We start from the raw sequence: 16,445 nt of genomic DNA on the forward strand, positions 1-16,445 counted from the left end.
CCTCAGATCATGGCAGAAAGGCCGTTAAGGAGCAGGTCGCGCCCGCCCGCGAAGGCTTCCCGAGCAGACGCCTCCAAGTCGTAGGACTGCGCGTTCTCGGCGATGTTCTCGCTGGTGTTCAGCCATACGGTCGCCGGAAAGCGAGCGCCGAAGTCGGGGACCTCTTCGAGGAGGCGGGCACTCCGTGCGGACCACCACTGCTCGTCCGGCGTACCGGTGATCTCGGCGGCTCGCCGGGCGTCGGTGATCGTTTGCGCGCTGCCACGGATCAGGTGATAGAGAGCGGTCACCATCGGCCGGGTACGCGCGGCGGGCAGTCCGGTCGACCGCAGGATCGTCGCCAGGTTCTCCAGGACGGCCTGCTCGTGCGGGCCGAGCACCGGCCGGGCGAACGAGACCTGGACGGTCCAGGGATGGCGTACGTGGAAGTCCAGCAGGTCGCCGGCCCATGACGTGAGGGCGCTGCGCCAGCCTTCGCCGAGGTCGTAGGCCATCGGCAGTTCGGCGTGCACGCCGTCGTACATCACGTCGATCAGCTCGTTCTTGCCCGGGACGTAGGTGTAGAGCGACATCGCGGTCCGGCCCAGCCTCTCCCCGACTGCGCGCATCGACAGCCCGGCCAGCCCGTCCCGGTCGGCGATCTCGGTCGCCGCCCGCACGATCTCGTCCAGGCTGAGCGCCCGCTTGGGACCCGGCTGACGCTCCAGTCGCAGTTCGCCCGGTTGCCGCCACAGCGCGGGGATCGACCAGGCCGGATCGCTCTGGCCTGCGTACACGGCCAACTTGCATCTCCTTACGGCGTAAACTAATCTAGAACACCTTACACGATAAGGAGATCTTGCCATGGTCGCGTACGAGGTGCACGGGAACGGCCCCGCCCTGCTGATGCCGGTCAATCCCCAGCCGATCGAGGGCACGAAGGCCGACGAGATGCGCGCCTGGGGCGTCAACCCCGCCAACGGCCGTGATCTCATCGCCGGGCTCGCCGACTCCTACCGCGTGATCGCCTTCGACTACGAGGGCTATCGGCTCGCCCATCCCGTTCCGCTGACGCCGACTCGGCTGGCCGACGATCTTCTGGCGGTCGCCGACGCCGCCGGCGTAGAGCGGTTCGCGTACTACGGGTATTCGTGGCTCGCCCTCGCCGGACTCCAGCTCGCCCTGCGTACCGACCGGCTCACCGCGCTGGCGATGGGCGGCTTCCCACCCCTCGACGGCCCGTATGCCGAGATGCTGACCGTCACGCGCGCAACCCACGCGCTCGCCCTCTCCCCTTCATCCGCCGCGTCCGGCGGTGACTCCGTTTGGGACACCGCTGAACTCACTCTGTCACCCGAGCAGACCGGCCAGTTCGTCGTGCTCTACGAGGCATTGCAGTCCTTTTCCGACGCTGCTGTCTCGTTGTCGGTGCCCCGGATGTGCTTCGCCGGTTCGGCCGATGTCATCGCGTACGGGCCGAAGTGGGGGGACGTCACTGTGGACATCGCCGGACCCCTGGTACGCCGCCGCGCCGACCTGACCGCCGCCGGGTGGGACGTCGAGGTGCTCGACGGGCTCGACCACACCGGCGCGATGCAGGCCACCGCCGTACTTCCCGTCCTCCGGCCCTGGCTTGACGCTCTTGGCCTGCCCGCATGATCGTCAGACGGCGCTGCCGACGGAGACGGCGAGGACGGTCACCGGTCAGCCGACCGCTTCCACGGGACCCGGCCGTCGATCTCGACCTGAAGCGAGAAGCTCAGGAAGGTCCGGATCAGCACGATGATCCCGAGCACCGCGACGTTCTCCAGAGTCGGCGAGACCGCGACCGTCCGGATGAGGTCGGCCGCGACCAGGATCTCCAAGCCGAGCAGCAGTACGCCGCCGAAGGTCGCCCGCACCCTCTGGTACGCCGCGGTCCCGCCGTCACGCCGCCACGTGTCGACGGCGACGACGACCGACCACAGCAGACCGGCGCAGAGCACCCCGACGCCGATGTACTCGAAGATGCGGGCGACGAGGTCCATCTGCCCGTCAGGCGGTACGCGGCGCGACGGTCAGCGCCCAGATGACGAAGACGTCGAGCGCGATGATGACCAGCGCCCAGATCGGGTAGTACGGAATGAAGAAGAACTGCGTGATGGCGGAGATCACGGCGAGGGCGATGCCGACGCCCCGAGCCCATTCGGCCCCGGTGAAAAGGAAGAAACCGGTGACCGCCACCAGCGCGCCCACGATGAGATGGATCCAGCCCCAGGCGGTGGTGTCGAACTCGTAGACGTAGTTCGGAGCCACCACATAGAACGAGTCCTTGATGACTGCGGCGAGGCCCTGGAAGAACTGCATGACGCCCAGCAGAACCATCATGCAGGCGGCGAAGACCATGCCGCCCTCCGACCAGGCCCGCTTGCTAGAGGACATTTCCGTCATTGGCCCACCGTACGGAAATATCTTTCGCCTCGTAGGCGGTTCCGCCAAGTTCTGGCAGCATGCCCGATCATGGAGATCCGCCCCGCGACGACGGCCGACCTCGACCGGCTTTATCGCCTCGCCCTGGAGTTCGACACGCTCGGAACCGCCACGACCGCGCCGCGGACGGCGTACGACGCCCGGATGGGCGAGATCCTCGACGACGAGCGCCATCTGGTGCTGCTCGCGATCGACGGTTCAGCCGAAGCCGGGTACGCCCTGGCCCAGGATTACGGTGCGAACCCCCGGCGCGAGTTCACCGTCGGCCGGCTGCACGATCTGTTCGTGCTGCCCGGGATGCGGCGGCAGGGAATAGCACGGCAGCTCATGGCCGAGGTGACCGAGTGGTGCCGCAACCGACCGCTGCCGATGATCCTCGACTGGCAGTCCCGTCTGGACGCTGTTCCGTTCTACGAATCTCTGGGGTACGCCCCGGACTACGGCGGCGATCAAGCCGAGTTCCCCGGCTTCTGCCTCGACCTCCGTCCGAAGTCCGACGGGTGACGGCGACGGGAGTGGAAGCGACACAATTCACGGTCGCGATGCTATTCACAGGCGCTCGTCAATGGTCTACTTACAGTCAGTAAGGCGCGACAGTCGGTGATATACATCGGCGCGGGGACCTCTGACAGGAGCGCTTGCGATGACCGAGAACCACGGACCCCCGGTCCCGCATTGGGATCTCGACGGCACCTGGTTGTTCGTCGGCGACGAGGTGGCCCTCGCAGATCACGCCGGCGAGGCGTACGGCCGGATCGTCGGCCTGGACCCCGACGGCTCGGGGCTGCCCATCGTGCTGATTCTCGCCGGACCGGGCCGGGGCGGCCAGGAGCCGCTGCCGTTGCACCGGATCAGCGGGAAGCGGGTCCCGGCCGACGCCGCCGCACGGGCGGGCGGCGGCCGGGAGGATCGCTTGTGGAGCAGCAGCCTGCACGACAACGAAGGTCGTGGCTGGCTGTAATCAGTCCTCGTCCGGCTCCACCAGCAGCCGGGCGTAGTTCGCCATGGACCGCTGGTAGCGCGGTAGGTGCTTCGCGAGCGCCCCTACTGCGAGCGACACCGCTTCGCGCTCCCGGCCGACGCTGGTCAGCGCCAGGGCGAGCGTCGCGATGACCGCGTCGTCGAGCTCGTCGGAGCCACGCTCACGCTCCTCGGTCAGCAGCCGCACGCTCTCCTCCGGCTGCCCCATGTTGCGCAGCGAGCTGGACATCTGAATCACCGAGCGGCGTCGGCGGATGCCGTCGATGCCCAGCTCCAGGGCCTCGCGGTAGAGCGGGATCGCCTTGTCCGAATGCCCGGTCGAATCCCAGGCGCAGGCCCGTTCGAACGCCGCGACCGGGTGACCGGGTCCGAGTTCGTCGGCCAGGTCGCCGACGCGAGCGCGGAATTCCTCCTCGTCCCACGTGTCCGGCGCGGCGTTGAAGTCCGCCCAGAGGGCGTCGCTGCGCTGCTCCCAGTCGGGGTTCATGCTGTTCTCCTTGCTGTTCCGAGCTGCACGCTCCGTGCGGTGATCACTCTGCGGGTCGGGCTAGAGTCGACGCCAGTGATTCGGCATGTGCCGAATGTCTCGGGAAGGGGATCAGCATGGCGGTGACGCTCCGGTTCGGCCCGGACGACCTGCTGCGCTGCCGTTTCGCGCTCTCCCCCATGCTCGAGACGGTGTCCGCGGTCCGCCTGCTCAGTCCGCGCGAGGACCCCGGCCCGCACCGCGGTTGGCTCACGACCGTCGATCTCCAGGGCCTCGACCTCCGGCCGCTCGCGCTGCTCCTGCCCCGTCGCGGCTACACGCCCGACTTCCTCTCGCCCCCGCCGACCAGCCCGCTGGCCCGGTTCGCCGACGAGCTTCAGGCCGTGGCGGCCACTGATCATCAAGTGATACGCCGAGAGCTGCGGAAGTCGCTGGCCGACACCCCGGGCGCCGCCGAGTCGCCGGCCGGACGCCGCCTGCTGGGTGAGCCGGGGAGCGTACTGGAGTTGCTGGTCGAGCTGCTGCGCCGAGCCTGGGAAGTCCTCGTCGAACCGGTCTGGCCCCAGGTACGCGGACTGCTCGACGCCGACGTGAGCTTCCAGACCCGGCGGCTCGCCGAGGGTGGGCTGGACCGGCTGTTCGCCGAGTTGCATCCCCGGCTGCGCTGGAGCAACGGCGTACTGACCCGGGAGTATGGCGACGACGACCATCGGGATCTGGCCGGCGAAGGGCTGATCCTGGTGCCGAGCGCGTTCAAGTGGGACCAGGTCGTCGCCATCGTCGACCCACCCTGGCAGCCGACCGTGATCTATCCCGCCCGGGGCCTGGGCACCTTGTGGCAGACCTTCTCACCGGATCGAATCGCGGCGCTCGGCCGGCTCATGGGCAAGACCCGGGCGGCGTTGCTGGCCGACCTCGGTACGCCGATGAGCACGACCGTGCTGGCCCACCGCCACGCGTTGGCCGCCGGAACGGTGTCCGAACATCTGGCGGTGTTGCGGGACGCGGGGTTCGTCGCCGGTGAACGGCACCGGCACGAGATCCGCTATCGGCGTACGCCGCTCGGCGAAGCCGCGGTGGGTTAGTTCGCCGCGCGCGGCCAGTTGGTCAGCAGGAAGTGCAGGGAGTCCACGATGCGCGCCCACGATTCGTCGAGTCCCCGCGGATGGTGGAACGCCCCGGACGCCTCCAGATCGGCGAAGCCGTGGAAGAAACTCCGCAGCAGCCGGACCGCGTCGGTCTGGTCCGGCTCTGGCAGCGCGTACGCCCGCAGGACGGCCGAGGTCGCCGCGATCAGGCGGCGTGGACCGGTCGACCGGTCGAGGACGGCCGGTTCGAGCGGCATCTGCGACGCGGCGTACCGGCCGGGGTGTTGCACCGCGAATTCCCGGTACGCCCCCGCGAAGCCGACGAGCGCATCGCGCCCGGCCCGGCCGGCGACCGCCGAGGCGATCAGGTCGGCGAACTCCTCGCTGGCCTTCAACGCGACCCGTTCGCGCAGGTCTTGCAGGTTCTTGACGTGGGAGTAGAGGCTGGCGTCCTTCACCCCGAAACCGCGGGCGAGCGCGGAGACGGAGACCGCCTCGAAGCCGACCTCGTCGGCCAGGTCGGCGGCGGCCAGCACGACCCGTTCGGTGCTCAGACCCGCTCGTGGCACTCGGCTCTCCGTAACCTAGAGGGATAAGTCAGTTGCCTAGCAATATACGGTAGGGGCATGAGATCCCTCGTCGAGGCCGAGATCCGGTCGTCCTTCGTCAACTGCACCAAAGGCGAGGCGGTACGCCTCCCGCTCCCCCGCGATCTCGGTGACCGCGCCTGGGCGGACCTCGATTTCCTGGCCTGGCGGGACGGGTCCGCACCGGACCGGGCTTACCTGGTCACCGCCCATCCGGAGTCGGACGTAGACCTCGTCGGGGTGACCCTCCGGCTGGCCGCCCAACAGCGCGGACTCCTGCACCGCAGCATGTGCTCGCTTTGCCTGACAACGCATCCGGGCAACGGCGTGTCGCTCATGACCGCCCGTAAGGCGGGCGCGCTCGGCCGCCAGGGCAACTCCGTGGGCGTTTACATCTGCACTGATCTGGCCTGCTCGCTCTACGTACGCGGACTCAAGAAGCCGCACACGGGTGGACGGCTGGACGAGACGCTGTCGGTGGACGAACAGGTCGAGCGGTTGCGCGGAAAGCTCGACGGCTTCCTCGCCAAGATCCTCACGTAACACGGGGAGGTCAGGCGAGGAAGGTGCGCAGGGCTTCCTGGGTGGCCTGGATCAGCGCCACCAACTCCGGACTCACCCGCGCCGGGTTCCAGACCAGGGCGTACGCGAGGTGCAGACGGGTATCGAACGGGACGAAGACCACGTCGGGCCGGCGTACGGTCTCCGCCAGCAGACGCGGGACCGGCAGCACACCGCGTCCGGCCGCGACGAGGTCGCAGCCCGCATACAGGTCGTCGTCGACGACGGTCACCCGGGGTTGGTGGACGCCGGGGAAGGCGGCCAGCATCGCCGACCACAGCATGCGGGGAATCAGCATCTCGCTGCCGAACAGCTGCTCTATGCGTATCGCCGAAGCCGTCGCGAGCCGCTCCCCCGCCCGGACCGCGACGTGGGTCACGGGCATCCGGAACCGGGCCGCGGACGCCAGACCGGCCGGGAACGGCGTGGTCATGAGCGCGACGGCGACGGACCCGCCGGTCAGCGCGGTCGTGGCCGGCTCCCAGTGGGCCGGGACCAGCGTGACCGGTACGCCAGGCTTGCGGTCGCGCAGCCGCCGGGCGATCTTGGCCGCGAGCCCGCCGACGAGCGGCGCATAAGCGAACCGAATAGCGTCCGCCTCCGGAGTCGCGAGCCGGGCGGCGTCGGCGACGAGCAGGTCGGCTTGTTCCAGCACGGCCTCAGCGCGGGCGAGCAGCGCGCGGCCTGCCTCGGTGAGCGTGACGGTTCCCGCGCGGGTCAAGAGGGTCACGCCGAGCGTGCTCTCCAGCCGGGCGATGGCCTGGCTGACGGCGGGCTGCGAGATCCCGAGTTCGGCCGCGGCGGCCGAGAAACCGGCCCGGCGCGCGACCACGGTGAAGCACCGGATGTCGCGGAGCGTCGGGTCGGCGGGCACGCCCCAGTATGCCCTCCCGGCGCGCTCGGGCGCTGGCGCGCTCCGGCGCCGGATCAGGGATCTAGGTCGAATCTTGGGTCAAGATTCGACCCAGATCCGTGATCCAGCGCCCCCGGCGGGAGCCGACGGGGCATAAGCGAAGCGAATAGGCTCGGCGTCGGTGACGGCGAGCGGGCTATCTGTAACGGCATGACTGATTTCCCGGCCTCGACCGTCCTCGGCTATCCCCGCATCGGCCCGCACCGCGAGCTCAAACGCGCGCTGGAGTCCTATTGGGACGGTAAGTCCACCGATCTGCTGGAGACGGCGGCGCGGCTTCGGGCCCAGACTTGGCTGCGCTTGCAGGAGCTCGGCCTGGCGGGCATCCCGTCGAACACCTTCTCGCTGTACGACCACGTGCTCGACACGGCGGTGCTGGTCGACGCGGTGCCGGAGCGATATCGGCACCTGCCGGAGTTGGACCGCTACTTCGCGATGGCACGCGGTACGCAAGAGCTGCCGCCGTTGCGCATGACCAAGTGGTTCGACACGAACTACCACTACCTCGTGCCGGAGATCGACGCGACGAGCGCGTTTCGGGTGGCCTCCGACAAGCCGCTGGCGGAGTACCGCGAGGCGCTCGCGCTCGGCGTGGACACCCGGCCAGTGCTGCTCGGCCCGATCACCTTCCTGCTGCTGGCCCAGGCCGCGCCCGGAACACCCGTCGAGTTCACGCCGCTGGACCGGCTCGACGATCTCCTCGCGGTCTATGCCACGATCCTGGGATCGCTGGCCGAGGCCGGCGCCACGTGGGTGCAGCTGGACGAACCGGCGCTGGTCACCGATCTCACAGCGGTGCAGCTCGCGGCGGTGCGGCGGGCGTACGACCGGCTCGCTGCGGCCGGGCCGAAGATCCTGGTCGCGGGGTACTTCGGCGATCTCGGCGAGGCGCTGCCCGCACTGTCCGCTGTGGATGGTGTCGCGCTCGACCTCGTCCGGGGCGGCCTGCCCGATGTGTCACTGCTCCACGGCAAGACCGTCGTCGCGGGCGTCGTCTCCGGGCGGGACGTCTGGCGTACCTCGCCGGACGTGCTCACGATCGTCGACCGGTTGCGCCCACACGCCGCGCAGGTCGTGATCGGCAGCTCCTGCCCGTTGCTGCACGTCCCGTACGACGTCGAGCTGGAGACCGACCTCGATCCCGACCTGCGCGATCGGCTCGCCTTCGCCGAGCAGAAGGTCCGCGAGATCGTCGCCCTCTCGCGCGGGTCGCTGCTCGCGGGACCGGTGTCCGCGCCGCTTCCGGCCGGTTTCGGGGTCACGGCGGCCGCGACTCGTTCGCCCTATGGGGTACGCGCAAAGGCGCAGGCCAAGCTCGGTCTGCCGCCGGTGCCCACCACGACGATCGGCTCGTTCCCGCAGACGGGCGATCTGCGGGAGGCGCGGGCGGCGCTCGTCGCGGGCACGCTGGACGAGACGGGATACGAGACTCGCGTACGCGCCGAGATCGAGCACGTCATCCGGCTGCAGGAGCGGCTCGGGCTGGATGTCCTCGTGCACGGCGAACCCGAGCGCAACGACATGGTGCAGTACTTCGCCGAGCATCTCGACGGCTGCGCGGTCACCCGGCATGGCTGGGTTCAGTCGTACGGTTCGCGCTGCACCCGGCCGCCGATCATCCACGCCGACGTCAAGCGCCCCGAGCCGATCACCGTACGCTGGGCGACGTATGCCCAGTCATTGACGGATCGCCCGGTCAAGGGCATGCTCACCGGACCGGTGACCATCGTGGCCTGGTCTTTCGTCCGCCGGGACATTCCCCTGCGCGACGTCGTGTGGCAGGTCGCCGACGCACTACGCGGCGAGGTCGAGGACCTGGAGACGGCCGGGATCGGCATCATCCAGGTCGACGAGCCCGCCCTACGGGAACTGTTGCCCCTGCGGCAGGCTGCGCAGCCGGAATACCTCGAATGGTCCGTCGGGGCGTACCGGTGGGCGACGGCCGGCGCGTCCGACGCGACGCAGATCCACACGCATCTGTGCTACTCGAACGCGAATGAGGTGCTCGCCGCGATCGACGCGCTGGACGCCGACGTGACGACGATCGAGTCGGCCCGGTCCGGTGGCAGTCTGCTGACCGCGCCCGGGATCGCCGACTACGGGCGAGGACTAGGGCCCGGCGTGTACGACATCCACTCGCCCCGCGTACCGGACGTCGCCGAGATCGAAGGACGGCTGCGGGCGATCCTCGCCGTACTGCCGGCCGACCGCGTCTGGGCCAATCCCGACTGCGGTCTCAAGACCCGGGCGTACGCCCAGGTGGAGGCGGCGCTGACAAACCTCGTCGCGGCCGCCGCCCGCGTCCGCTGATCCACCGGCCGCTCGGGCGCCGGCCGCTTGAGCGCTGGATCAGGGTTCTCGGTCGAATCTTGACCGATGATTCGGCCGTGAACCCTGATCCAGCGCGATGACCCCGGCAGCTTTGGATCAGAGGGTGGCGAGGGCCGGGGCGATCCGGGCGATCACCTTGGGCCAGCCCCGGCCCATTCCCTCGTACGCCTGCCGCCCGAGCGGCGAGTCCAGGTCGAATCCGGCGTGCTCGAAGAACAGCCGGGTGCCGGTGCCTTCGGCGACGAGCCGCCAGGTCAGCGTGGAGTCCAGGACGCCCTCGGCGAACGCGATCCGCAGCAGGCGTTCGGCGTCGACCGTGACGACCTCACACCGCTGCTCGCCCCACGATCCCATGTCGAGGGTGAACCGGTGGCCGACGACCGGCCGCACGTCGCCCGGCACCCACCAGCGGGCGAACAGTTCGGGCTCGGTCAACGCCCGCCACACGACGGCCGGCGGGTGGGGCAGGAACTCGTCGCACTCGATGACTTCGGTGGTCTCGCTCATGGTGTTTCCTCATCCAGAAGATCGCGCAGGGCACGCAGGCGCCCACGCCAGTAATGCTCGAACGGGTGGAGCCAGTCGCCGACCTCGGCGAGCCGCTCCGGTCGCAGGTGGTAGAACCGTTGGCGCCCACGGGGTTCCTCGCGGACCAGTTCCGCCTGCCGCAGCACCTGCAGATGCTCGGAGACGGCCGGCCGGCCCAGATCGAAGCGGGCGGCCAGCTCGTTGACCGGGCGCGGACCTTCCCGGAGCGCCTCCAGGATCTGGCGGCGTACCGGGTTGGCGAGAGCGCTGAAGACGTCGGCGGGCACGGTCCGACAATACGTCGGAGATTCCCGACGCGTCAACTTCTTCCGACGCGTCCGGGCCGTGGTGTCGGTCGGGTCGGCGGCTCAGGCGGTGGTTTCGGCGGCGCGGGCGTGGCCGGCGTACGCCCGCGCCGCGGGATCACCCGACGCCGCGGCCTCCACCGAGGCGTACGCCGCGACGTAATCGGTCAGCCCGACGATGAGCAGCAGCCGCAACACGGTCTCGTCGGCCCCGGCGAGACGGAGGAAGCCGCCCCGGGCGCTGCATGCCTTCTGCGTCGTGACGAGGGCTGACAGGCCGATGGAGTCGCAGAACCGGAGCCTGTGCGCGTCGACCACGATCCGGGCCGCGCCCGCGCCGAGCAGATCGGACAGACATCGCCGGAACGCGGGCGCGCTGTCCATGTCCAGCTCCCCGGCGACCTCGACGACACTCACCCCGAGATCGGGACGCTCCACGATCCGCACGCTCATCTCGTCAGTCTAGGAAGGACCGAGCGGATGCGCCCGCCGAGGCTCACAAGGTGGAGCGTGAGCGGGGTGTCGTGCGGCGACGGCTGGGTCCGACGATCACGCCGACCGCGACGAAGACGTAGCCGGTCGCGGCGAACCCGGCCCCGATGCCGGGCCGGCCCACCTCGGCGACCGCGGTGAGCAACGCGCTGACCGCGACGGCACAGGCCATCGCGGCCAGCGTCCGATGCACGCGGCGGCGCTGGCCGTAGCGCGCCGGCCACGTCCCGCGTACGCCGAAGACCGCGACCAGTCCCATGAGCAGCAGGCCCAGGACGGAGAAGTACAGGTCGCTGAAGGACTGCGTCGCCACGTCGAGGGCGGACGACATCAGGTCGGCGTACATGACCGTCGCGGCCGGCTCCTCGGGCGCCGCCCACGGCAGCACGAAGGTGCCGATCGCGACGAGCAGCAGTCCGGTGAGGACGAAGATCAGCCCGACGGGCGGATCACGGCGAGCCTCGGGCATCGTTCCTTCATACCACTAGGCGGCGGGCGCATTCACGGTCAAGAATTCCGCGATCTTCGCCCGCAACGGCTGCACGCCCACGGTGGGATCGGTCAGCCACAGCCCATGATTCGACGAAGCCTCACCGAGTTGCAGCGTACGCGCGACTCCTGCCGGGGTGGCGTCGTAAAGCTGCTTGGCGCTCTCGGCGAAGGTGCTCTCGTACTCGCCGGCGGAGTAGAACACCGGACTCGGCATCTTGCCGGCGGCCCCGAGGGCGTTGTCCGCCCCGAACGACAACGGAGCCGACAGGCTGACCACAGCCTTCGGCGGCGGCGTCAACTGCGGTGCGGCCGCGACGGAGGCGGTGGCGCCCATCGACCCTCCGATGAGGACGATGTTGGCCGCGCCGTCCTTGCGGAGGAAGGTCGCGGCCGCCACGACCTGGCGCGCCTGCGGGACGGCGGCCACCCCGGGCGACGCCCCGAACCCGGCGAAGTCGAACACCAGCGCCCGGTATCCGCGGCCGGCCAGCTCCTTCGCGTACGGCATGCCCTGGCAGACGTCGCCGCCGTTCATGTGCGAGATCACGATGCCGGTCGGCCCGTCGCCGAAGACGAGCCCGTAGAGGTCGGCGTTCTCCTCGGAGCCGAAGTGGACGGCCCGCCCACCGGCGGCGGCTTCCTCGCAGTTGCCACCGGCCCGGGGCCCGGAGGGTTCGGCCGAGGGTTTCGCACCACTGTCGCACGCGGCCAGCGCCAGCACCGAGACGAGTGCGACGTAGGGAATGAGCTTCATGAGCGAAGGACGCTGGAAGCGCTCCCATAAGTTGCGTCCGATCGCGAGATTCCCAATATCCGGGCGATCAGCCGACCTGGGCGCGCACTGCGTCCGGCGATTTGGGCGCGGGCAGCCCCGCCGCGACGGAGACGAACAGCTTCAACGCGGGGTGGAACGTCCAGCCGTGCTCCACCCAGAGCCGCTGGAACGCCGGCGTACGCAGCTGACCGCGCAACATGGTGGTCCATTGGTCGGCGGTCGCCTTCGCGATCGCACCGGACTGCTCGTGCAGCAGCACCGATTCGTGCCACGTCATCAGCAGCGACCACGCCTGCGTCACCCGTACCCGGGAATCGTCGTCGAGCCGGTCGAAGTCCTCGCCCTCGAACAGCACCCGATGGATGACCGGATACCGCATCACCATCTCGTGATACGGCGTACGCGATTGCAGCAGCGCCTGGTGATTCGCCGTACGCAGACCCCGGCGCACGTCCCGGACGTGCATCGCCAGCACCATCAACGCACCGGTGACCACCGCGACCCAGACGAGCCCGGCGAAGACGGCCTCGATCGTCAGCTTCATGCGCCGTCACCCCCTATCGGTGGGACACGATACGGCGACACGGCAACTTGCGGGGAACCCCCTCGGGCCGGCAGCGCGTACCCTCGGCAGGCATGACGGACGTGTGGTCGGCGGGCGACGCGTACGAGGCCTATGTGGGCCGATGGAGCCGGGTGGTCGCCGCGGTCTTCGTGCCCTGGCTCGGCGTACGCCCGAACGCCAAGTGGCTGGACGTCGGCTGCGGCACCGGCGCGTTGACGGCGGCGGTGCTGAGCCTGGCCGAACCGGGCAGCATCGTCGGCGTGGACTCGTCACTGGGCTTCCTGAACACCGCCCGGGAACAAGTCACCGATCCCCGGGCCGAGTTCTACTTGGGCGACGCCCGCGAGCTGCGGTTGGCGAGCTCGGCGTACGACGCGGTGATCAGCGGGCTGGCGATCAACTTCGTGCCCGAGCCCGGGGCTGCGCTCACCGAGTTCGCCCGGGTCGCCGCCGCCGGTGCGGTCGTCGCCGCCTACGTCTGGGACTACGCCGAGGGCATGGAGCTCATGCGGCATTTCTGGACGGCCGCGGTCGAGCTCGATCCCGACGCGGCCCGGCACAACGAAGGCTCTCGCTTCGCGCTCTGCCACCCGGATCCGCTGCGTGCACTGTGGACCGGGGCCGGGTTGGGCGACGTCGTCGTGGACTCCATCGAGATCCCCACCGTCTTCCCCACCTTCGACGACTACTGGCGACCCTTCCTCGGTGGGCAGGGACCCGGTCCCGCGTACGCGATGTCGCTGAGCGAGGAACGCCGAGCCGGCCTGCGCGAGCAGTTACGCGGCCGGCTCGGTGACGGCCCGATCGAGCTCAGCGCCCGCGCCTGGGCAGTACGCGGAACCCGCTGACTACTCTTCCCAGTCGCACTGGATCCGCCGCACGCCCGGGGCGGACACGAGTTGAGTGCCCGCCCGTCCCGGTACGCGCACGTTGACGAATCCGCCCTCGACGGCGAACCGGATGTCGTCCAGCCGCTCGGCCGGCTGCCCGTCCTTGTCGAGCAGCGCATAGCCGCCGTTGAGTTCGATGCTCCCCCGCCGCCACTGCCGTTTCATCAGGCCCCCTCCGCCTTCCCGCCGCGCGAGTCGAGCTCCTCCGCATTCGCGGCGGGCGACCCGAGCTCGGGTGCGGCCGGGAAGTCCAGCTCGGGCTGCGCCAAGTGGTTGAAGTAGTTGGACATGACGTTGAGCGCCACGTGCGCGACAACCTCGGCGATCTCGGCATCGGTCACCCCGGCCGCCCGAACCTCGGCGAGGGTCCCATCGTCCACTTTGCCCCGCGTACGCATGACGTCGCGGGCCAGCCGCAGCACCGCCTCCGCGTGCGGATTCGCGTCCTCGGCCACCCGGGTGGCGAGCAGCTCCTCGTCGGTCAGCTTCATCAGCTTGCCTCTGAAGGTATGCGCAGCGACGCAGTAATCGCAGCCGTTCTCCTGGGCGACGAGGAGTGCGAGCTGCTCCCGCAGCCGGGCGGTGAGCTTGCCCTTCACCAGGTGTCCCCGCAGCGCGAGGTAGCCGTCGAGCGCGGCCGGGCCGTTGGCCATAGTGGCGTACAGGTTGGGGACCTTGCCGAGCTGCTGACGGACTCTGTCGAGCAGGCCGGTCGGATCGTCGGTGACTTGCGCCAGACGCGGCATCACATGCCTCCAAAAACGGTACTGAGTGGTTCCGTTTACCAGACGGTACTGATCGGTTCCGTTTCCGTCAAGATCCGGTTAGACTCGCCTCATGGCCACCCGTGCCCGCGAACGCCTCCTCGACACCGCCGAGGAGCTCTTTTATGCCGACGGCATCCGAGCCGTCGGGTTGGAACGCATCCTCACCACCTCCGGTGTCGGCCGGGCGTCGTTCTATCGGCACTTCGCGAGCAAGGACGAGCTGGTCGTCGCGGTGCTCCGCCGACGGGACGAACGCTGGCGGGAATGGCTGACCGAACGGGTGACGGCGTTGGGCGGGCACCCGCTCGCGGTCTTCGACGCGCTCGCCGAACGGTTCGCCCGGGCCGACTTCCGGGGTTGCGCCTTCATCAACACGATGATCGAGACGGCCGACCCGGAAAGCCCGGCGCATCAGGTCGCCGCCGAGCACAAGGCGAAGGTGACGGCGTACGTCGAAGGGCTGCTACGCGACCACGGCGCGGGCGACCCGGCGACGACCGCGCCTCAGTTCGTGCTGCTCATGGATGGCGCAACGGTCACCGCCCTACGGGAACGGACGACCGCCCCCGCCACACAGGCACGCACGCTCGCCCGCTCCCTCGTCACATGACCCGCACGAGGTCGCGTGAGGACGAGCGAGATGAGCAACAGGGACTCAGCGCGACAGGTCGCGCCGCCGCCGTCCGACGAGCAGGAGGGCCGCTCCGCCCAGCAACAGGCCGAAGCTCGTCACTCCGATGTAGACAATCGGCTGCCCGGTGTCCGGCAGGATCGGCCCACTCGGCGACGGCGCGGGCGTGGTCGGGGTGCTGGCCGACGGAGCGGGCATCGCACTGCTCGGAGACGGGGAGGGCGATGGAGAGATCTCGGCACACGAGATGTTCCCCGCGAACGGGAACAGGTGGACCTCACCGCCGTCCACCCGGCCGCTGCCCATGATCATCGACTTCACGACGACCGCACCCTCGATGTTGGTCGGGTTCAGGTCCACGAAGTCGGCGCGGGGGGCGTACAGGGTGCCCTCGAGCGAATCGCCGCCGACGTCCTCGATGCGCGTCGCGTCGGGGAAGTTCCACAGGATGTAAGGCGCCTGCGCGCCGCCCACTCCGGCCAGGTTCGGCGAGTCCCAGGTGAAGTCGCCGCCGACCCCGGTGGTGTCCACGTTGACGATCAGCGGCATGCTCGCCGTCGGCTGGTTGGTGAACGTGATCTCGGCGAGGTTGGTGAGATCTGCCGCCGAGATGTTCCAGACGTTCGTCATACCGGGCGTCAAAGTGATGAACGCGTGGGTGTTCGGCGGGTACGGCGAGACGATCGGCATCATGCGGTCGTCTTTCGGAACGACGTTCTCCGGGCACGCGGTCGCCAGCTGCGTCGAGATGCTGCGATAGGTCGGGAACAGCCCGGCGACGTCGAGCGGGATCGTCGGGCCGACCGACGACGCCGGTTCGTGCACGGCCACTTCGACGTTCGGCGTGGCGTTGTAATCGTTGATCGGGACGATGCGGGTCAACGCGGAAGCGTTGTTGTTGTCGGTGTCCCGGACGAACACCCCGCTCAGGTCGCCGATCTTCATGAAACCGCCACCCGTCACGTGCAGGGACGCACCGGGCGTACTGTTCGCCAAGTCCACCCGGCCGTTGACGATCAGCGCGGTCGGGGCGGAGTCGCCGGGCGCGGTGAACGGATCCGTGCTCTGCGTCAGCGTCGTGAAGTTCCCGCCGACGCGCAGATCGCCGCCGATCGCGACGGTCCCCTCGATCTCGTGGGCCCACAGCTGAGCGTCCTGCTCAACGAGCACGAGGAAACCCTCGCTGCCGACGAGCGGATCGATGACGACGGCGGCCTGACTGCCGGTAGCCGTGAGGCCCAGTGTTAGGCCGACGGTGGCTGCGGTGACCAGCCAGGATCTTGCGCGCATCGGTCTTTCTTAACAAATCGGACACAGTATGCGATCAAGGCGCGCCGCCGGAAACTCGGTTGTCTCCGGCGAACCTCATTTGTTTGGCTGATCGGCGTACGCATTACCGAAGAGCTGAGGAGATCCGATGCGAGCACGTTCTCTGCCCCGGTCCGTTTCCGTCAACGCAGAGGACTTCTCGCTTCGTGGCTACTCTCAATCTGGGAATTTTGGCGCATGTCGACGCTGGTAAGACGAGTCTGACCGAGCGGCTGTTGTGGTCGGCCGGTGTGATCGACGTGCTGGGCAGCGTCGACGCCGGCAGTACGCAGACC

The 16,445-nt window shown here is 69.3% G+C and carries 24 protein-coding genes; 9 read left to right on the plus strand and 15 right to left on the minus strand.

Annotation, left to right across the window (positions count from 1 at the left end; all coding sequences use genetic code 11):
- Positions 1-2 precede the first annotated feature (2 nt).
- The gene (locus HOV77_RS10735) at positions 3-776 is read right to left on the minus strand and encodes a TetR/AcrR family transcriptional regulator C-terminal domain-containing protein (RefSeq protein WP_290860949.1); all 774 of its coding nucleotides are present in this window, start codon (positions 774-776) and stop codon (positions 3-5) included.
- A 67-nt stretch (positions 777-843) separates the two neighbouring features.
- On the opposite strand from HOV77_RS10735, the gene HOV77_RS10740 reads away from it, so the two are divergent.
- On the plus strand, positions 844-1,638 hold the full coding sequence (locus HOV77_RS10740; protein WP_290860904.1) for an alpha/beta hydrolase: 795 nt from the start codon (positions 844-846) through the stop codon (positions 1,636-1,638).
- 38 nt (positions 1,639-1,676) lie between these two features.
- Here the strand turns inward: HOV77_RS10740 and HOV77_RS10745 are convergent, their stop codons facing one another.
- Positions 1,677-2,006 carry a DUF1622 domain-containing protein gene (locus HOV77_RS10745; protein ID WP_290860906.1) on the minus strand — a complete coding sequence of 110 codons (330 nt, stop codon included), beginning with the start codon at positions 2,004-2,006 and terminating at the stop codon, positions 1,677-1,679.
- 7 nt (positions 2,007-2,013) lie between these two features.
- Entirely contained in the window at positions 2,014-2,409 is a 396-nt protein-coding gene (locus HOV77_RS10750) for a hypothetical protein (RefSeq protein ID WP_290860908.1), read from the minus strand.
- A 69-nt stretch (positions 2,410-2,478) separates the two neighbouring features.
- Here HOV77_RS10750 and HOV77_RS10755 point away from each other — a divergent pair, with 69 nt between their 5' ends.
- Together HOV77_RS10755 and HOV77_RS10760 are read left to right on the plus strand one after the other, a co-directional pair.
- A complete protein-coding gene (locus HOV77_RS10755; protein WP_290860910.1) occupies positions 2,479-2,952 on the plus strand; it encodes a GNAT family N-acetyltransferase in 474 nt (157 codons plus the stop codon).
- A gap of 139 nt (positions 2,953-3,091) precedes the next feature.
- Positions 3,092-3,409 carry a hypothetical protein gene (locus tag HOV77_RS10760; protein WP_290860912.1) on the plus strand — a complete coding sequence of 106 codons (318 nt, stop codon included), beginning with the start codon at positions 3,092-3,094 and terminating at the stop codon, positions 3,407-3,409.
- On the opposite strand, the gene HOV77_RS10765 is transcribed toward HOV77_RS10760, so the two are convergent.
- Positions 3,410-3,916 (minus strand): tetratricopeptide repeat protein, encoded by a 507-nt coding sequence (locus tag HOV77_RS10765; protein WP_290860914.1) that lies wholly within the window; start codon positions 3,914-3,916, stop codon positions 3,410-3,412.
- Positions 3,917-4,032: 116 nt separating this feature from the next.
- Here HOV77_RS10765 and HOV77_RS10770 point away from each other — a divergent pair, with 116 nt between their 5' ends.
- Positions 4,033-5,001, plus strand: a complete 969-nt coding sequence (locus tag HOV77_RS10770) for a DUF5937 family protein (RefSeq protein ID WP_290860916.1) — start codon at positions 4,033-4,035, stop codon at positions 4,999-5,001.
- Here HOV77_RS10770 and HOV77_RS10775 read toward each other — a convergent pair.
- Complete coding sequence (locus HOV77_RS10775) at positions 4,998-5,573, minus strand: TetR/AcrR family transcriptional regulator (RefSeq protein WP_290860918.1); 576 nt, start codon at positions 5,571-5,573, stop codon at positions 4,998-5,000. The two genes, HOV77_RS10770 and HOV77_RS10775, sit on opposite strands and share 4 nt — an antisense overlap.
- A 57-nt stretch (positions 5,574-5,630) precedes the next feature.
- Here HOV77_RS10775 and HOV77_RS10780 point away from each other — a divergent pair, with 57 nt between their 5' ends.
- Positions 5,631-6,134 (plus strand): FBP domain-containing protein, encoded by a 504-nt coding sequence (locus tag HOV77_RS10780; RefSeq protein WP_290860921.1) that lies wholly within the window; start codon positions 5,631-5,633, stop codon positions 6,132-6,134.
- A gap of 10 nt (positions 6,135-6,144) precedes the next feature.
- On the opposite strand, the gene HOV77_RS10785 is transcribed toward HOV77_RS10780, so the two are convergent.
- Positions 6,145-7,026 carry a LysR family transcriptional regulator gene (locus HOV77_RS10785; protein WP_290860923.1) on the minus strand — a complete coding sequence of 294 codons (882 nt, stop codon included), beginning with the start codon at positions 7,024-7,026 and terminating at the stop codon, positions 6,145-6,147.
- A gap of 189 nt (positions 7,027-7,215) precedes the next feature.
- On the opposite strand from HOV77_RS10785, the gene metE reads away from it, so the two are divergent.
- Positions 7,216-9,375 carry a 5-methyltetrahydropteroyltriglutamate--homocysteine S-methyltransferase gene (gene metE / locus HOV77_RS10790; protein ID WP_290860924.1) on the plus strand — a complete coding sequence of 720 codons (2,160 nt, stop codon included), beginning with the start codon at positions 7,216-7,218 and terminating at the stop codon, positions 9,373-9,375.
- 117 nt (positions 9,376-9,492) lie between these two features.
- On the opposite strand, the gene HOV77_RS10795 is transcribed toward metE, so the two are convergent.
- The 6 genes from HOV77_RS10795 to HOV77_RS10820 form a co-directional block, all read right to left on the minus strand.
- Positions 9,493-9,903 carry an SRPBCC domain-containing protein gene (locus tag HOV77_RS10795; protein WP_290860926.1) on the minus strand — a complete coding sequence of 137 codons (411 nt, stop codon included), beginning with the start codon at positions 9,901-9,903 and terminating at the stop codon, positions 9,493-9,495.
- Positions 9,900-10,211: a metalloregulator ArsR/SmtB family transcription factor gene (locus HOV77_RS10800; RefSeq protein WP_290860928.1), complete on the minus strand. Its 312-nt coding sequence runs from the start codon at positions 10,209-10,211 to the stop codon at positions 9,900-9,902. The genes HOV77_RS10795 and HOV77_RS10800 overlap by 4 nt, the downstream gene beginning before the upstream one ends.
- An 81-nt stretch (positions 10,212-10,292) precedes the next feature.
- Positions 10,293-10,682 (minus strand): STAS domain-containing protein, encoded by a 390-nt coding sequence (locus HOV77_RS10805; RefSeq protein ID WP_290860930.1) that lies wholly within the window; start codon positions 10,680-10,682, stop codon positions 10,293-10,295.
- 43 nt (positions 10,683-10,725) lie between these two features.
- A complete protein-coding gene (locus tag HOV77_RS10810; RefSeq protein ID WP_290860932.1) occupies positions 10,726-11,190 on the minus strand; it encodes a hypothetical protein in 465 nt (154 codons plus the stop codon).
- A gap of 15 nt (positions 11,191-11,205) precedes the next feature.
- Entirely contained in the window at positions 11,206-11,967 is a 762-nt protein-coding gene (locus tag HOV77_RS10815) for an alpha/beta fold hydrolase (protein WP_290860934.1), read from the minus strand.
- 67 nt (positions 11,968-12,034) lie between these two features.
- A complete protein-coding gene (locus tag HOV77_RS10820; protein WP_290860936.1) occupies positions 12,035-12,532 on the minus strand; it encodes a hypothetical protein in 498 nt (165 codons plus the stop codon).
- Positions 12,533-12,624: 92 nt separating this feature from the next.
- Here HOV77_RS10820 and HOV77_RS10825 point away from each other — a divergent pair, with 92 nt between their 5' ends.
- Positions 12,625-13,401 (plus strand): class I SAM-dependent methyltransferase, encoded by a 777-nt coding sequence (locus HOV77_RS10825; RefSeq protein ID WP_290860938.1) that lies wholly within the window; start codon positions 12,625-12,627, stop codon positions 13,399-13,401.
- Here HOV77_RS10825 and HOV77_RS10830 read toward each other — a convergent pair whose 3' ends face one another.
- Positions 13,402-13,608 (minus strand): hypothetical protein, encoded by a 207-nt coding sequence (locus HOV77_RS10830; protein ID WP_290860940.1) that lies wholly within the window; start codon positions 13,606-13,608, stop codon positions 13,402-13,404.
- Positions 13,608-14,189 carry a carboxymuconolactone decarboxylase family protein gene (locus HOV77_RS10835; protein WP_290860941.1) on the minus strand — a complete coding sequence of 194 codons (582 nt, stop codon included), beginning with the start codon at positions 14,187-14,189 and terminating at the stop codon, positions 13,608-13,610. The genes HOV77_RS10830 and HOV77_RS10835 overlap by 1 nt, the downstream gene beginning before the upstream one ends.
- A gap of 91 nt (positions 14,190-14,280) precedes the next feature.
- On the opposite strand from HOV77_RS10835, the gene HOV77_RS10840 reads away from it, so the two are divergent.
- Positions 14,281-14,820 carry a TetR/AcrR family transcriptional regulator gene (locus tag HOV77_RS10840; protein WP_290860943.1) on the plus strand — a complete coding sequence of 180 codons (540 nt, stop codon included), beginning with the start codon at positions 14,281-14,283 and terminating at the stop codon, positions 14,818-14,820.
- 45 nt (positions 14,821-14,865) lie between these two features.
- Here the strand turns inward: HOV77_RS10840 and HOV77_RS10845 are convergent, their stop codons facing one another.
- The gene (locus HOV77_RS10845) at positions 14,866-16,131 is read right to left on the minus strand and encodes a choice-of-anchor A family protein (RefSeq protein ID WP_290860945.1); all 1,266 of its coding nucleotides are present in this window, start codon (positions 16,129-16,131) and stop codon (positions 14,866-14,868) included.
- A 185-nt stretch (positions 16,132-16,316) separates the two neighbouring features.
- Here HOV77_RS10845 and HOV77_RS10850 point away from each other — a divergent pair.
- Positions 16,317-16,445, plus strand: a 129-nt coding sequence (locus HOV77_RS10850) for a GTP-binding protein (RefSeq protein ID WP_290860951.1), incomplete at its 3' end; no start/stop codon positions are given.

Source organism: Hamadaea sp., from assembly GCF_013362815.1.
Lineage (GTDB): Bacteria > Actinomycetota > Actinomycetes > Mycobacteriales > Micromonosporaceae > Hamadaea.

Bases quoted from the DNA above. Each gene is read 5' to 3' on its own strand.
- HOV77_RS10805 (WP_290860930.1), bottom strand. From the start codon at position 10,682: ATGAGCGTGCGGATCGTGGAGCGTCCCGATCTCGGGGTGAGTGTCGTC.
- metE (WP_290860924.1), top strand. From the start codon at position 7,216: ATGACTGATTTCCCGGCCTCGACCGTCCTCGGCTATCCCCGCATCGGC.
- HOV77_RS10760 (WP_290860912.1), top strand. From the start codon at position 3,092: ATGACCGAGAACCACGGACCCCCGGTCCCGCATTGGGATCTCGACGGC.
- HOV77_RS10825 (WP_290860938.1), top strand. From the start codon at position 12,625: ATGACGGACGTGTGGTCGGCGGGCGACGCGTACGAGGCCTATGTGGGC.
- HOV77_RS10830 (WP_290860940.1), bottom strand. From the start codon at position 13,608: ATGAAACGGCAGTGGCGGCGGGGGAGCATCGAACTCAACGGCGGCTAT.
- HOV77_RS10815 (WP_290860934.1), bottom strand. From the start codon at position 11,967: ATGAAGCTCATTCCCTACGTCGCACTCGTCTCGGTGCTGGCGCTGGCC.
- HOV77_RS10750 (WP_290860908.1), bottom strand. From the start codon at position 2,409: ATGACGGAAATGTCCTCTAGCAAGCGGGCCTGGTCGGAGGGCGGCATG.
- HOV77_RS10810 (WP_290860932.1), bottom strand. From the start codon at position 11,190: ATGCCCGAGGCTCGCCGTGATCCGCCCGTCGGGCTGATCTTCGTCCTC.
- HOV77_RS10755 (WP_290860910.1), top strand. From the start codon at position 2,479: ATGGAGATCCGCCCCGCGACGACGGCCGACCTCGACCGGCTTTATCGC.
- HOV77_RS10820 (WP_290860936.1), bottom strand. From the start codon at position 12,532: ATGAAGCTGACGATCGAGGCCGTCTTCGCCGGGCTCGTCTGGGTCGCG.
- HOV77_RS10845 (WP_290860945.1), bottom strand. From the start codon at position 16,131: ATGCGCGCAAGATCCTGGCTGGTCACCGCAGCCACCGTCGGCCTAACA.
- HOV77_RS10835 (WP_290860941.1), bottom strand. From the start codon at position 14,189: ATGCCGCGTCTGGCGCAAGTCACCGACGATCCGACCGGCCTGCTCGAC.
- HOV77_RS10795 (WP_290860926.1), bottom strand. From the start codon at position 9,903: ATGAGCGAGACCACCGAAGTCATCGAGTGCGACGAGTTCCTGCCCCAC.
- HOV77_RS10765 (WP_290860914.1), bottom strand. From the start codon at position 3,916: ATGAACCCCGACTGGGAGCAGCGCAGCGACGCCCTCTGGGCGGACTTC.
- HOV77_RS10740 (WP_290860904.1), top strand. From the start codon at position 844: ATGGTCGCGTACGAGGTGCACGGGAACGGCCCCGCCCTGCTGATGCCG.
- HOV77_RS10780 (WP_290860921.1), top strand. From the start codon at position 5,631: ATGAGATCCCTCGTCGAGGCCGAGATCCGGTCGTCCTTCGTCAACTGC.
- HOV77_RS10745 (WP_290860906.1), bottom strand. From the start codon at position 2,006: ATGGACCTCGTCGCCCGCATCTTCGAGTACATCGGCGTCGGGGTGCTC.
- HOV77_RS10840 (WP_290860943.1), top strand. From the start codon at position 14,281: ATGGCCACCCGTGCCCGCGAACGCCTCCTCGACACCGCCGAGGAGCTC.
- HOV77_RS10770 (WP_290860916.1), top strand. From the start codon at position 4,033: ATGGCGGTGACGCTCCGGTTCGGCCCGGACGACCTGCTGCGCTGCCGT.